Source organism: Kitasatospora sp. NPDC001119 (assembly GCF_053598475.1).
In genome coordinates this window covers 167,877-181,272 of the sequence record NZ_JBSFKI010000021.1, presented here as the reverse complement: position 1 = coordinate 181,272, position 13,396 = coordinate 167,877, and the positions used below count along the sequence as shown (strand labels likewise).

Sequence of the window (13,396 nt, the reverse complement as noted above, 5' to 3'; positions counted from 1 at the left end):
TTCCGGGCCCGCCTGGCAGCCGGGAACCGGGCGGATGCCCTGCTCTCGCTGATGCTGGAACGTCTGAAGGCCGCCGGCCTGGTGCGGGCCGGCGGGCGTCAGCGCACCGACTCCACCCATGTGCTGGCCTGCGTGCGCACACTGAACCGGATCGAGTGCCTGGGCGAGGCCCTGCGCGCGGCCCTGGAGGAGATCGCCCGCACCAGCCCCGCGTTCGTCGTGCCGCTCCTGAGGGAGGGCTGGGACGAACGCTACGGCCGCAAGGTCGAGACGGGCAGGCTCCTGCGCCGCAGAGGCGCCTCCGCCCTCAAGCTCGCCGAGCAGATCGGCGCCGACGGCCGGAGCCTGACCGACGCCATCGACACGGACCCCGACGCCGTGTGGATGAACGGCCTGGCGCAGGTCAGGATCCTGCGCGAGCTGTGGGACCAGCACTTCGAGGCCACCGCCACCGGCCGACTGCGCTACCGGGACACCAAGGAACTGCCGCCCTCCGCGCAGCGCGTGCGCTCGCCTCACGATACGCAGGCCCGCTACAGCACCAAAGGCCGTCCCGGAGCGGGCAGCGTGGAGTGGACCGGCTCCAAGGCCCACCTGACCGAGTCCTGCGACGAGGACCTGCCGCACCTGGTCACCGACGTCCACACCACTGCCGCCACCGAACCCGACGTCACGGCCGTCACCCCCGTCCAGGACAGGCTCATCGGCCGGGGCCTGAAGCCTGGCGAGCACCTGACGGAGACTGGCAGGCCGGGACCACGCGCTGCCCCGCCGGAGCCACCAGCATCTCCATGCGGCCCCGCAAGGACGGCCTGATCGCCGTCGCGTTCTCCCTCACCGACTGCCGGCCCTGCCCCATCCGCGTCCGGTGCACTCCGTCCGTCACCCGTGGCCGAAGCCTGCAGATCCACCCCGAACCCGTCCACACGGCGCGCACGCGGATGCAGACCGAACAGGACACCCCTCAATGGCGCGAGACCTACCGGGCCCGCGCCGGCATCGAAGCAACGGTCTCACAAGCGGTCCGAGGCCCCGGCCTGCGACGATCCCGTTACCGGGGCCCCGCCAAGACCCACCTGCAGAACGTCCTCATCGGCATCGCGATCAACATCCGCCGACTCGGCACCCACTTCGACACCACCACGACCAGGCCAGACCGCCGCCCCACCCGCGTCCACACTCTGCACCCAACACGGCGCCGCAACGGCAGCCTGACCCAGACCACATACTTCGCCAGCAGAGTCGCGGGGCCGACTTCCTACGTCGGGCGGTGGTCAGGCCGGGGTCGGGGGGCCGGGGTGGCCGCGGAAGGTGGTGCGGTAGGTCTGGGGGGAGACGCCGATCGCGGCGTGGAGGTGCTGGCGGAGGGAGGCGCCGGTGGCGAAGCCGATCTCGGTGGCGATGCGGTCGACGGGGAGGTCGCTGGTCTCCAGCAGGTGGCGGGCGCGGTGGAGGCGTTGCTGGATCAGCCAGCGGCCCGGGCTGGTGCCGGTCTCGTCCTGGAAGCGGCGGGCGAAGGTGCGCGGGCTCATCCGGGCGTGGGCGGCCAGCTCGCGGAGGGCGAGCGGGCGGTCGAGGTGTTGGAGGGCCCAGGCCTGGGTGGCGGCGGTGCCGTTGGCGCCTTCCGAGGGCACCGGCTGCTCGATGTACTGGGCCTGGCCGCCCTCGCGCCAGGGCGGGACCACGCACTGGCGGGCGACCTGGTTGGCGACGGCGCTGCCGTGGTCGGAGCGCACCAGGTGGAGGCAGACGTCGAGGCCGGAGGCGGCGCCCGCCGAGGTGAGGATGTCGCCGTCGTCGACGAAGAGCACGTCGGCGTCCAGGGCAACCCGGGGGTACATCCGGCGGAAGGCCGGTGCCAGGGCCCAGTGGGTGGTGGCGGGGCGTCCGTCGAGGAGGCCGGCGGCGGCCAGCGCGAACGCGCCGGTGCAGATGGAGACGATGCGGGTGCCGGGGCGGATCCGGGCGAGGGCCGCGCGCTCGGGCTCCGGCAGGTCGGCGGTGGCGCGGTGCAGGGCGTACGGCGGGATGACGACGGTGTCGGCGCTCTCCAGGGCCTCGGGCCCGTGCCCGACGGTGATGGTGAAGTCGGCGCTGGTCGCGACCGTTCGGTCCTCCGTCGCCGCGCACGTCACCACCTCGTACGCGCCCGGCACCCCGGGGAAGACCCGGTTGGGGATGCCCAGCTCGAAGGGGTAGACGCCGTCGAGGGCGAGGACGACGACGCGGTGCGGCGGCCGGGCGCCGGGGCCGCCAGAACCGAGAGGACCACGGGGTTCCATCGCAGGCATGGCACGATCCTATCGGTCTTTGGCAATCTTGCCATTTCGCTGGTCAGGGGCACGGCCGCAGGCTGGATCCATGACCACGAACTCCACGAGCACGAACCCCACGAGCACGAACACGATGCGGGCCATCACCCAGACCGCCCTCGGCACCCCGGACGTCCTCCACGAGGCCGAGGTCGAGCGGCCCGCGCCCGGCGTCGGCCAGGTCCTCGTCGCCGTCCACGCCGCCGGGGTCAACCCCACCGACTGGAAGCACCGCGACCGCGGCTACTTCCTCGGGCAGCCCCCGTTCACGCTCGGCTGGGACGTCTCCGGCACCGTCGAGGCGGTCGGCGTCGGCGTCTCGCTCTTCACCCCGGGCGACGAGGTGTTCGGCATGCTGCCCTACCCGTACGGCGCCGGCGCGCACGCCGAGTACGTCGCCGGCCCCGCCCGGGCCTTCGTGCCCAAGCCCCCCGTACTGAGCCACGTCGAGGCCGGCGCGCTTCCGCTGGTGGCGCTCACCGCCTGGCAGGCGCTCGTCGACACGGCGGGGCTGCGGCCGGGGCAGCGGGTCCTGGTGCACGCGGCGGCCGGCGGCGTCGGGCACGTCGCCGTGCAGATCGCCAAGGCGCGCGGCGCGTACGTCATCGGCACGGCGTCCGCCGCCAAGCACGACTTCGTCCGGGGCCTGGGCGCGGACGAGGTCATCGACTACCGGACGGCCGACTTCGTGGCGGAGGCCCGCGACATCGACGTGGTCCTCGACCCGCTCGGCGGCGACGACCGGCTGCGCTCCCTGGAGACCCTCCGGCCCGGCGGCGTCCTGGTGTCGATCCTGCCCCAGGGGATCGACGAGGTGGCCGAGCGCGCCGCCGAGCTGGGCGTGACGGCGAAGGCCCTGCTGGTCGAGCACGACCGGGCGGGCATGGCCGCGATCGCCGCTCTCGTCGAAGCCGGGCAGCTGCGCCCGCACGTCTCCGCCACCTACCCGCTCGCGGAGGCCGCGAAGGCCCACGCCGAGGGCGAGACCGGCCGGGTCACGGGCAAGCTGGTCCTCACCGTCCGCCCGTAGCGGTCACCCGGACCCCGGCGGCCCCGGGAGCAGCAGGCGCTCGGGAAGCGAACAGACCGGGGCAGATTCAGACCGAATCGGGCAGGGTGGGACGATACCTGCCATGCCTAGCAAGTCTCCATCGGTCCGGGACACCGACGCCCCGCCCGACCCGCTCTGCCGTCTCCTGCTCGACCTGGGCGAAGCCCTGCTAGGCGGCGGCCTGCCCGTCCATGAGGTCGAGGACGAACTCCGCGGACTGGGGCGGGCGTTGGGCGCCCCTGAGGTCCAGGTCGCCGCGCTGACCAACGGGCTGTTCGTGGCCCTGCACCCGGACGGCGCCACCAGGTTCCAGCCGCTCGGCGGCACCCTGCGGTTCGAGCAGACGGCCGACGTCCTCGACCTGGTGCACCGGCTGCGGGCGGGCGAACTCGACGGGCCCCGGGCGCGCGCCGAGCTGGACCGGATCCGGCGGGCGCCCGCCCGCTGGCCCGCGTGGGTGGCGGACTTCGGGGCGCTGCCGGTCGGGGTCGGGGTGTGCATCTTCCTGCAGCCGGTGGCGGCGAACGTGCTGGCCGCCGGGCTCGGCTCGCTGATCGTGGTGGGCCTGACCGTGCTCGCCCGGCGGCGGCCGCACCTGCGGCCGCTGCTGCCCGTCACGGCCGGCTTCCTGGTCGCGCTGCTGGTCCTGGCACTCGCGCGGGCCTCGCTGCTGGACGGGCCGCTGCGGACGATCGTGGCCACCCTGGCGATCCTGCTGCCGGGCGGGCTGCTGGTCACCGGGCTGTCCGAGATCGCCGCCGGCGCCGCCAACGCGGGCACCGCTCGGCTGGTCTCCGGCGCCGTGCAGCTGACGCTGTTCCTCGCCGGGGTGGCCGCGGCCGCGACCGCGATCGGCATGCCGTCCACCGCGCTGGCCAACGTGCAGGTGGCCAAGCCGAGCTGGTGGGTGATCGCGCTGGGGCTGGCGATCGCGGTGGCCGGGGTGGTGGTCAACGTCCACACCCCGCCCTCGGCCATCCCGTGGATCGTCGCGGTGATCGCGGTGAGTGTCACCGCCCAGGTGGCGGTGGGGTCGGTGCACGGCGCGGCGATCGGCGGCCTGGCCGGCGCCGTGGCCGCCGCGGTCGCGGCCACCCTGGTGCACTGGCTGCCGGGCGGTCCGCTCTGGCAGGTGCTCTACCTCCCGGCGTTCTGGATCGTCGTGCCGGGCTCCTTCGGTCTGCTGAACACCGCGCAGATCGAGGTCGGCAACGGGGCGCAGTCGCTGCTGGCGGCCGTCTCGGCGGTCTTCGGGGTGTCGATCGGCACACTGATCGGCGCGGTGATCAGCCGGATCCCCCGCCCCAGCCTCACCGGCCTGCCGCACCGGGCCTGAGCCGGTCGGCACCAGGCCTGAGCCGGGCCCGAGCCAAGCCGGACCCGGGACCGGTACGGGCCGCAACCGGGCCCCGGGGCGCGCGGAGGTGCGCCCCGGAGCCCGGAGTCTCGGAACCCGAGGTTCGGAACCCGAGGTTCGGAACCCGTAACCAGGGAACCCCGGAACCTCGGAATCCGAGAGCCTCGGAACCCCCGTCAGGGCTGCCGCAGGGCCTCGGTGAGCCGGTGGGCCGCCTCGACGACGGCCTGGGAGAGCTGGGCGCCGGGGTGGCGGCTGAGCCGTTCGATCGGCCCGGAGACCGTGACGGCGGCCACCACCCGGTTGGACTGGCCGCGGACGGGCGCGGCCACGGAGGCGACCCCGACCTCGCGCTCGCCGACCGACTGGGCCCAGCCGCGGCGCCGCACGCCGCTCAGCGCGGTGGCGGTGAAGCGGGCCCCCTGCAGGCCGCGGTGGAGGCGCTCGGGCTCCTCCCAGGCGAGCAGGATCTGGGCGGCGGAGCCGACCTTCATGGGGAGGGTGACGCCCACCGGAACGGTGTCGCGCAGGCCGGTGAGCCGCTCGGCGGCGGCCACGCAGATCCGGACCTCGCCCTGCCGCCGGTAGAGCTGGGCGCTCTCGCCGGTGGCGTCCCGCAGCTGGGCGAGGACCGAGCCGGCCGCGGCCAGCAGCCGGTCCTCGCCGGCGGCCGCCGAGAGCTCGCCGAGGCGGGGGCCGAGCATGAACCGGCCCTGGACGTCCCGGCTGACCAGGCGGTGGTGTTCGAGTGCGACGGCCAGCCGGTGGGCGGTGGGCCGCGCCATGCCGGTGGCGGCGACGAGGCCGCCCAGGGTGGCGGGCCCGGCCTCCAAGGTGCCGAGGATCGAGGTGACCTTGTCGAGCACGCCGACGCCGCTCGTGTTCTCCATGGGATGGGTACTCCAGTCTCAAGGCCCGGAAGCAGCGGGTCCGCGCTGCTCACGGCGGCTCCTGGCGGGGAGCCGGGGGGTGTGGTCAGCGAGGACAGGCCGGAGAAGTCGGCCGATTGCCTGCGCCGGGCACGAGACGGGTACGCGAAAGGACCGGGGCGGGAAGCGCCCGGGCGAAGGACAGCACAGAGAGCACCGTGTCTCCTCATCTTTCCCGCGCCACAGTGGCGACAGGCCGGAGTTGGCACTGCCCCCGCCAACACGGCGCGTACTTCGGACGCCGGGTCGAACGGGGAGTTGCCGGGGCTTCGTAGGGCCGGTCCCTCCACCCCTCTGGATGATTCGCCAGGAACGATACAAGACATCCGGGGCGGGTCGGCAAGTCCCCCCGCCCTCGACCCGCCCTCGGCCACGCCCCGCGGGGCCGGCTCAGCGGTGGCGCGGCCCCGACAGGCCGGTGCACGGGGCCCCGTCCGGGCTGCCGGGGAGGGTCGCGTCCCAGGCGTGCAGGGCGGCGAGGGCGGCGGTGCGCTCGCGGTCCGTCGGCCGGGTGCCCTCGGGGCCGAGCAGGTAGTCGGCGACCGGGGTGAGCAGCAGGGTGGCGTCGCCGGCCGGGAGCAGCAGCGCCTCGTCCCACTGGTGCCGGATGACGGTGCGGCGCAGCAGCGTGCCGTGGCGCGGCGAGGTGCCGTGGCACGGCGGGGTGCCGGCAGAGGTCCGGCGGCGGAGTTCGGGGGCGACCTCGGCCTCCAGGACGGTGCGGACGTCCCGCAGGGCGCCGAGCGGCACGTGCTCGGCGGCGAGGTCGAGGAGGGCGGCGGCCTCCGGGGCGAGCCGGTAGGCGGCGACCACCGCGGCGGTCTCGACGGGCTCGAAGGGCTGCCCGGCGAGCCGGGCCACGTCGATCACGTCGCCCGCGAGGAAGGTGCGCCCGAGCCCTTCCTCGGCGAGGGCGATCAGGCATTCGACGTGGTCGTCGGCGGCCAGGTAGGGGCGGACCGGGACGGTGGCGAGGTCGCCGGGGAGCGCGGCGGTCGCGACCCGCACCTGGTACCACGGGTCGAGCAGCGGGTCCCCGGCCGGCCAGCGCAGGGTGACGGCGGTGTGCCGGGGGCGCTCGCCGAGCAGGGTGACCTCCACGGACTCCACCGGGTGGTCGGTGACCAGCCGGTTGACGGCCTGCCAGAGCGAGGCCTCGGTGGGGCTGACGAGGCTGAGCTCGGCCAGCGGCCGGGGCAGGTCGGGCGGGTAGTAGCCGGCCAGCGGCAGGTCGCGGATCGGGCGGACCCCGGTGGCGTCGGCGAGGTCGCGGGCGACCCGGGCGTAACACTCGACCCGGTCGCGGGCGCGCCGCAGCTCGTCCCGGGCGTGCGCGCCCATCCGGACGTCCTCCCGGGCGAGCGCGGCGAGCACCAGGTACGGGAGGTGGCGCTCGCCCCGGGCGCGGTGGAGCAGTTCGACGGGTCCGCAGGCCGGGTCGACGTCGAGCAGCCGGTGGAGCAGGTCGGTGTCCAGGCCGCCCTGCCGGTCCGTGGCCCAGTCGGTGCTCAGGTCCGTGCTCGACGCCGTACTCGGTTCCGCGTTCGGATCCGCTTTCCGGCCGGTGCTCAGGTCGCTGTTCCGGTCCGTGTTCATGGGCGTCCGCCTCCGAGAGCCGTGGGGGTCGCCGGTCGGCGGCCGGGCGACCGGGGACGTGGCGGGTCCGGCGGTGAGGGGCCGGGCCGACTGCGGGCGCCACATCACCGATTGTGGCGACGGCCGATCAACACCGGATCACCACCGGGTCGACGATCTCTCGACATCCCGCCAGGTCCCGTGGGTTGATAGGGACTCACCAATTCGGGGGTGGCACGTGCGGGCGGGGGCGAGCACATGAAGCGGGCAGGTGCAGGAATGGATGATTTCCGGTTCTCGGTGCTGGGCTTGATGCGGGCGCAGCGCGGCGCGACCGTGCTGAAGGTGGGCAGCCCCCAGCAGCAGGCGATGCTGGCGGTGCTGCTGCTCCGACCCGGCCACGGCGCGAGCGCCACCGACCTGATCGACGCCCTGTGGGGCGAGGAGCCGCCGGGCACCGCGATGACGACGGTGCGCACCTACGCCTGGCGGTGGCGCAAGGTCCTGCACGGCGAGGCGCCGGACGCGCCGACCGTGCTGACCTCGGTCGGGGACGGCTACCGGCTGGTGCTGCCCAAGCACGCGGTGGACGCGGCGCAGGCGGAGGAGCTGGCGGCGCAGGCCGAGCGCACGGCGGCCGCCGGGGAGCCGCAGCAGGCACGCGACCTGCTGAACCAGGCCCTGGAGCTGTGGCAGGGCGAGCCGCTGGCCGGCATCCCCGGGCCGTTCGCGCAGCGGCAGCGCCAGCGGCTCCAGGAGCTGCGGCTGACCCTGCTGGAGGAGCGGATCGCCCTGGACCTGGCGCTGGGGCGCTACTCCCGGTGCATCCCGGAGCTGACCTCGCTGACCACCGAGCACCCGCTGCACGAGCGGGCGTACGGGCTGCTGATGCGGGCGCTGTACCAGGCCGGGCGGCAGGCGGACGCGCTGGCCGTGTTCCGGGGCGCGCGTCAGCTGTTCCTGGCCGAACTGGGGGTGGCGCCCGGGGCGGAGCTGGACCTGCTGCACCAGCGGATCCTGGAAGGGGACCCGTCGCTCGCCGCCCCGGCACCCTCCGTCGCGCTCGTCCCCGTCGCGCTCGTCCCGGGCCCGGCCGCCGCCGGTCCGGCGGAGCCGGCCGCTCCCGGGGCCGAGGCACCGGACCCGCCCGCCGGACCGGCGGCGCCGAACGCTCCCGCCACCGCACCGACCGGGAACACCGCCCCGGCCGGGAGCAGCACACCGACCCCCAGACCGGCCCAACTTCCGCCCGACGCGGCCGACTTCACCGGCCGATCGGTCCTGGTCGAACGGCTGGGCAAGGCTCTCGGCGGGGCGCACGGAGGGGCGCCCGACAGAAACCCCGGCGCACCGGGCCAGCAGGCGCTGGTGATCGCGACCGTGGTCGGCATGGGCGGGGTCGGCAAGACCGCGCTGGCCCTGCACGTCGCCCACCGGGTGCGCGAGGCCTACCCGGACGGGCAGCTCTACGTCGACCTGCGGGGCGCCGACGCCACCCCGGCCGATCCGGAGGCGGTGCTCAGCGGCTTCCTGGTGGCGCTCGGCGTGCCGGCCGACGCGGTGCCGGAGGGGCTGGACGCCCGCTCGGCGCTGTTCCGCTCGGCGGTGGACGGCCGGCGGCTGCTGCTGGTGCTCGACAACGTCCACGACACCGCACAGATCAGACCGTTGCTACCGGGTGCGGTCGGCTGCGCCGTGCTCACCACCAGCCGGACCCGGCTGTCCGGCCTGCCCGCGACCGTCCAGGCCGACCTCGGCGTCTTCGAACCCGAGGAGGCGCTCGAACTGCTGGGCCGCACCATCGGCGCCGAGCGGCTGGCCGCCGAGGCGCAGGCCGCCCGGGAGCTGCTGCTCGTCTGCGGCCACCTCCCGCTCGCGGTCCGGATCGTGGCGGCCCGGCTGGCGGCCCGGCCGAGCTGGACGGTGCAGACGCTGGGCCGCCGGCTGGCGGTCGAGCGGCGGCGGATCGACGAGCTGCGGATCGGCGACCTGGAGGTGGCGGCGGCCTTCGAACTGAGCTACCGCCAGTTGACGCCCGCCCAGGCCCGGGCGTTCCGGCTGGCCGCCTCGGTGGACGGGCCTGACCTCGGGCTGCAGGCCGCGGCCGCCCTGCTGGACCTGGACGAGTACGACGCCGAGGACCTGCTGGAGGCCCTGGTGGACGTGGCGATGATGGAGTCGCCCTTCCCCGGCCGCTACCGCTTCCACGACCTGCTGCGCGCGTTCGCCCGACGCCGTCCGGACGATCCCGGCGCGGCCGTGGCGGCCCGCGACCGGATGCTGGACCACCTGCTGGCCACCGCGTGCTCGGCCTTCCAGCACGCCGTCCCCGGGGATCCGGCGGCCGGCGCGCTCGGGCCGGCCCGTAGCGCGGGCGTCCCGCTGGACGGCCCGGACGGGGCGCGGGCCTGGGCCGAGGCGGAGGGTTCCGGGGCGATCGCGCTGGCCGCGCAGGTGGCGGGCTGGAGCGTCGCGGACGACACCGACGGCCAGAGCGGCGAGCCTTCCGACGGCCCGACACCGGCCCCGACACCGGACTCCGCCGACGGACCGACCACGGACCCGCTGCGCGCCGCGATCGACCTGCTGATCGCGCTCACGCCGTTCGTCCTCGCCCCGCCCAGCCGCCAGCTGGCCACCACCGCGGAGGCCCTGGCCGCCGCCGCGGTCCACCGCGCCGACCACCGGGCAGCTGGTCGGGCGCACTTCCTGCGCGGCAACGTCGCCCTGGCCGCCACCCGGCTGGAGGAGGCGGAGGAGGCCTCCCGGCTGGCGGTGGCCGCCTCCCGCGCGGCGGGCGACACGGTGATCCTGCGCCAGGCGCTGAACGACCTCGGCCTGGTCTGCCAGTTCCTCAGCCGCTACGACGAGGCCGTCGGGCACTACGACGAGGCGCTGCTGCTGGCCCGCGAACTCGGCCACCGCTCCGGGGCGCTGGTGACGACGGTGAACGCGGCGCTGGCCCGGGTGCGCAGCGGGCGGGCCGCCGAGGCGGTGCCGATCTGCCACGAGGCGCTGGCCGAGCTGCGGACCCGGAACGACGATCCGGGCCGGGCGTACACGCTGTACGTGCTGGGGCTGGCGCTGCACGGGCTGGGGCGGCACGAGGAGGCGGTCACCTGGTTCGGCGAGTGCCTGGCGGTGGCCTCGGCGTCCGGTCTGCGGGCCCGGGCCGGGCACGCCCGCTACCGGATGGCGGACAGTCTGCGCTCGCTCGGCCGGACGGAGGAGGCGCTGGAGCACGCCGGGCAGGCGCTGGAGCTGTGCGAGGAGCTGGGTGCCGAGCGGGACCAGGGCCACGCGCTGCTGGTGCTGGGCCGGACGCTGGCCGACCTCGGGCGGGAGGCCGAGGCGTACGGGCGGCTGCGGGAGGCGCACCGGATCTTCGTCCGGCTGGGGCTGCCGGAGGCGGCGGAGGTGGCGGGGCTGCTGCCCCGGGCCGAGGGTCCGGATCCGTCGACCCCGTCGGGCCGGGCGGTCCGGCGGGCCGCCGACCGGCTCTCCTCGGGCTGCTGAGGAATCGATCCTGCTGGCGGTTCCGGTGCGTTCAGGAACTGGTGCGCAGGAACCGGTGTGCTCAGGAGCCGATGTGTTCAGGAACCGGTGTGCTCAGGAACCGGTGCTGTTCCAGTCGCCGGTGCCACCGGTCGGGGTGGGCGTCGGGGTGGGCGTCGGCGTCGCGCCGCCGCCGCTCACCACCGTCGCCACCCCGGCGTCGGCCGCCGCCCCGGCGACCGTCACCGAGAGGCCGGCGCCCAGGGCGACGGTCACCCCGAGGCCGACCGTGAACAGCCGGAGGCGGGTGCGGATGGTGGTGGCCGGACGCTGCGTCATCTCTGGTACTCCTCGGCTCGCTTCCCTGCTGGGAAGGGGTTCCGTCGTGGTGTGGCACCAGTCTGGCCGGGAGCGTTCAACGGTCGATCTACAGTCGAGCACCGGTGATCACCAATGATCACCGGTGCTCGGTGGGCCGCCCGCTCAGGCCGTCGCGCGGATCTCCAGGGTGCAGCACTTCACGCTGCCGCCGCCCTTGAGCAGCTCGCTGAGGTCCATCCCGATCGGCCGGAAGCCGCGCTCGCGCAGTCGCGAGGCCAGTCCCACGGCCGCCTCCGGCAGCACCACGTGCAGGCCGTCGCTGATCGCGTTGAGGCCGAACACCTCCGCGTCGGCCCGGTCCGCCAGCAGCGCGTCCGGGAACAGCCGCCGCAGCACCGCACGGCTGCCGGCCGAGAAGGCCTCCGGGTTGTACATGATCTCGTCGCCGTCCAGCACGGCGAGCGCGGTGTCCAGGTGGTAGAAGCGCGGGTCGACCAGCTCCAGGCCGACCACCGGGCGGCCGAAGAACTCCTGCGCCTCCGCGTGCCCGTCGGCCACGCTGCGGAAGCCCCGCCCGGCCAGCACGTAGCTCGCCGTCGTCAGCAGGTCCCCCTCGCCCTCGTTGACGTACTCCGGGTCGCGGGTCTCGAAGCCCCGGGCGCGGAACCACTCCAGGTAGGCCGGGCCCTCGGCGGCCCGCTCGGTGTTGCGGAAGCGCGCCCCGAGCACCCTGCCGTCCACCACGGTGGCGCCGTTGGCCGCGTAGACCATGTCGGGCAGGCCGGGCAGCGGGTCGATCAGGTCGACCCGGTGGCCGAGCTCGCCGTACAGGGCGTGCAGCTGCTCCCACTGGGCGACGGCCAGGTCGGTGTCCACCGGCTTCGCCGGGTCCATCCAGGGGTTGATCGCGTAGGTGACGTCGAAGTGGGTCGGACGGCACATCAGGTAGTGGCGCGGGCGGGCGGTGCGGGCCATCGGAAGCTCCTCGGAAGTCGGATACGGGCGGCAGGGGCGGTACGGGCGGTACGGGCGGTGCGAGCGATACAGGCGGGGGCCGGTCAGGCGGTGGGGGCCGGCGGCCGGGTCGGGAAGTCGCGCAGGCCGCGCAGCGGGCTGGCCAGCAGCACCGCGCCCGCCGACAGCAGCACGCCCGCCATCAGCCAGATCGTGCTGCGGGCGCCGATCGCCTCGCCGAGGTAGCCGCCGAGCAGGGCGCCCACCGGGATCGCGCTGTAGTTGAGGGTCGCGGAGCTGGCCCGGATCCGGCCGATCATCGCGGGCGGGCAGTAGCCCTGGGAGAAGCTGCCGGCGAGCACGTTGCCCGCCACCACCCCGCAGACCGCGACCGCCCAGGCGAGCGCGCTGACCACCAGCGGCAGCCGGTCGCCCGCCAGCGGCAGCAGCAGGATGAAGGGCGCGACCACCAGTTCGCAGACCAGCAGCCCACGCGCGCTGCCCAGCTTGCGGGCGACCCGTCCGGCCAGCATCGCGCCGGCCAGTCCGCCGACGCTCACCAGCGCGAACACCCCGCCCACCGCGCCCGGTTCGAGCCCCACACTGCGCACCAGGAAGACCGTCTGCACCGCCTGGATGCCGTTCAGCCCCAGGTTGCCGACCGCCGCGAAGCAGGCGAACGTGCGCAGGTACGGGTCGCGCAGCAGGAACCGGACGCCCTCGCCGATCTCGCGCGGGATGCCGCGCCGCTCGGACACCGGCGGGGGGCGCTCCTCCGTCCTGATCCGCCGCAGGAACACCGCCGACACCAGGTAGGTGAGCGAGTCCGCGAACATCCCGCTGGCGGCGCCGAACGCCTGGGAGAGCAGACCGGCCGCGCCCGGGCCGGCGATCTCGGCCGCCGAGGCGCCGGAGCGCAGCTTGACGTTGGCCTCCAGCAGGTCGGCCTTGCCGACCAGGGTGGGCAGCACCGCGCCGTAGGCGGTGGAGAAGAACACCTTCACCGCCCCGGTCAGCAGGGCCACCACCACCAGGTGGGCCAGCGACAGCACCCCCAGCCAACTGGCCACCGGCACGCTGCCGAAGAGGAGGAGCAGCAGCAGGTCGCAGACCAGCATCACCCGCAGCCGGGGCCAGCGGTCCACCCAGGCGCCGGCCAGCAGGCCGAGGAACAGCCAGGGCAGCCAGGCGGCCGCGTTGATCACGCCCACCGCGAGGGGGCTGGCGCCCAGGGTGACCACGGCCACCAGGGACAGCGCCACGCTCCCGACGGCCGTGCCGAAGTTGCTGGTGGTCTCACCGATCCAGAGCCGGCGGAAGTCCCCGTGGGCCCACAGGCCCCACCTGCTGCGCGGCCGGTCCGGCGGTGCCGGTGACTCGATCGGGACGGTGGTGGTCATCG

Annotated in this window: 9 protein-coding genes, 2 pseudogenes and 1 riboswitch; of the genes and pseudogenes, 5 read left to right on the top strand and 6 right to left on the bottom strand. The window is 75.2% G+C overall.

The window, feature by feature from the left end; all coding sequences use genetic code 11:
- Together ACWDD9_RS25675 and ACWDD9_RS25670 are read left to right on the top strand one after the other, a co-directional pair.
- Positions 1-816, top strand: a pseudogene (locus ACWDD9_RS25675) (hypothetical protein); the annotation flags it as partial.
- A pseudogene (locus ACWDD9_RS25670) lies at positions 792-1,061 on the top strand (transposase); the annotation flags it as partial. The pseudogenes ACWDD9_RS25675 and ACWDD9_RS25670, both read left to right, overlap by 25 nt.
- A 213-nt stretch (positions 1,062-1,274) precedes the next feature.
- Here the strand turns inward: ACWDD9_RS25670 and ACWDD9_RS25665 are convergent.
- Positions 1,275-2,282, bottom strand: coding sequence for a GlxA family transcriptional regulator (locus ACWDD9_RS25665; protein ID WP_449812773.1), 1,008 nt, complete (start codon positions 2,280-2,282; stop codon positions 1,275-1,277).
- A gap of 79 nt (positions 2,283-2,361) precedes the next feature.
- On the opposite strand from ACWDD9_RS25665, the gene ACWDD9_RS25660 reads away from it, so the two are divergent.
- Together ACWDD9_RS25660 and ACWDD9_RS25655 are read left to right on the top strand one after the other, a co-directional pair.
- The gene (locus ACWDD9_RS25660) at positions 2,362-3,342 is read left to right on the top strand and encodes an NADP-dependent oxidoreductase (protein WP_449812767.1); all 981 of its coding nucleotides are present in this window, start codon (positions 2,362-2,364) and stop codon (positions 3,340-3,342) included.
- A 103-nt stretch (positions 3,343-3,445) separates the two neighbouring features.
- The gene (locus ACWDD9_RS25655; RefSeq protein ID WP_449812766.1) at positions 3,446-4,699 is read left to right on the top strand and encodes a threonine/serine exporter family protein; all 1,254 of its coding nucleotides are present in this window, start codon (positions 3,446-3,448) and stop codon (positions 4,697-4,699) included.
- Positions 4,700-4,896: 197 nt separating this feature from the next.
- On the opposite strand, the gene ACWDD9_RS25650 is transcribed toward ACWDD9_RS25655, so the two are convergent.
- The gene (locus ACWDD9_RS25650) at positions 4,897-5,610 is read right to left on the bottom strand and encodes an IclR family transcriptional regulator (protein ID WP_049657219.1); all 714 of its coding nucleotides are present in this window, start codon (positions 5,608-5,610) and stop codon (positions 4,897-4,899) included.
- A 202-nt stretch (positions 5,611-5,812) separates the two neighbouring features.
- Positions 5,813-5,954, bottom strand: a riboswitch (SAM riboswitch).
- 85 nt (positions 5,955-6,039) lie between these two features.
- Entirely contained in the window at positions 6,040-7,245 is a 1,206-nt protein-coding gene (locus ACWDD9_RS25645; RefSeq protein WP_449812765.1) for a hypothetical protein, read from the bottom strand.
- A 258-nt stretch (positions 7,246-7,503) separates the two neighbouring features.
- Between ACWDD9_RS25645 and ACWDD9_RS25640 the strand changes: the two genes are divergently transcribed.
- Complete coding sequence (locus ACWDD9_RS25640; RefSeq protein ID WP_449812764.1) at positions 7,504-10,740, top strand: AfsR/SARP family transcriptional regulator; 3,237 nt, start codon at positions 7,504-7,506, stop codon at positions 10,738-10,740.
- Between the two features lie 93 nt (positions 10,741-10,833).
- Here ACWDD9_RS25640 and ACWDD9_RS25635 read toward each other — a convergent pair whose 3' ends face one another.
- The 3 genes from ACWDD9_RS25635 to ACWDD9_RS25625 all read right to left on the bottom strand — a co-directional run bounded on the left by ACWDD9_RS25635 (position 10,834) and on the right by ACWDD9_RS25625 (position 13,394).
- Positions 10,834-11,058 (bottom strand): hypothetical protein, encoded by a 225-nt coding sequence (locus ACWDD9_RS25635; protein WP_380775244.1) that lies wholly within the window; start codon positions 11,056-11,058, stop codon positions 10,834-10,836.
- Between the two features lie 144 nt (positions 11,059-11,202).
- Entirely contained in the window at positions 11,203-12,015 is an 813-nt protein-coding gene (ddaH, locus tag ACWDD9_RS25630) for a dimethylargininase (RefSeq protein WP_449812763.1), read from the bottom strand.
- 83 nt (positions 12,016-12,098) lie between these two features.
- Positions 12,099-13,394, bottom strand: coding sequence for an MFS transporter (locus tag ACWDD9_RS25625; RefSeq protein WP_049650866.1), 1,296 nt, complete (start codon positions 13,392-13,394; stop codon positions 12,099-12,101).
- Between the last annotated feature and the right edge of the window lie 2 nt (positions 13,395-13,396).

Excerpts from the sequence above, each read along its gene's own strand:
- ACWDD9_RS25665 (WP_449812773.1), bottom strand. The coding sequence starts at position 2,282 with ATGGAACCCCGTGGTCCTCTCGGTTCTGGCGGCCCCGGCGCCCGGCCG.
- ACWDD9_RS25660 (WP_449812767.1), top strand. The coding sequence starts at position 2,362 with ATGACCACGAACTCCACGAGCACGAACCCCACGAGCACGAACACGATG.
- ACWDD9_RS25655 (WP_449812766.1), top strand. The coding sequence starts at position 3,446 with ATGCCTAGCAAGTCTCCATCGGTCCGGGACACCGACGCCCCGCCCGAC.
- ACWDD9_RS25650 (WP_049657219.1), bottom strand. The coding sequence starts at position 5,610 with ATGGAGAACACGAGCGGCGTCGGCGTGCTCGACAAGGTCACCTCGATC.
- ACWDD9_RS25645 (WP_449812765.1), bottom strand. The coding sequence starts at position 7,245 with ATGAACACGGACCGGAACAGCGACCTGAGCACCGGCCGGAAAGCGGAT.
- ACWDD9_RS25640 (WP_449812764.1), top strand. The coding sequence starts at position 7,504 with ATGGATGATTTCCGGTTCTCGGTGCTGGGCTTGATGCGGGCGCAGCGC.
- ACWDD9_RS25635 (WP_380775244.1), bottom strand. The coding sequence starts at position 11,058 with ATGACGCAGCGTCCGGCCACCACCATCCGCACCCGCCTCCGGCTGTTC.
- ddaH (WP_449812763.1), bottom strand. The coding sequence starts at position 12,015 with ATGGCCCGCACCGCCCGCCCGCGCCACTACCTGATGTGCCGTCCGACC.
- ACWDD9_RS25625 (WP_049650866.1), bottom strand. The coding sequence starts at position 13,394 with ATGACCACCACCGTCCCGATCGAGTCACCGGCACCGCCGGACCGGCCG.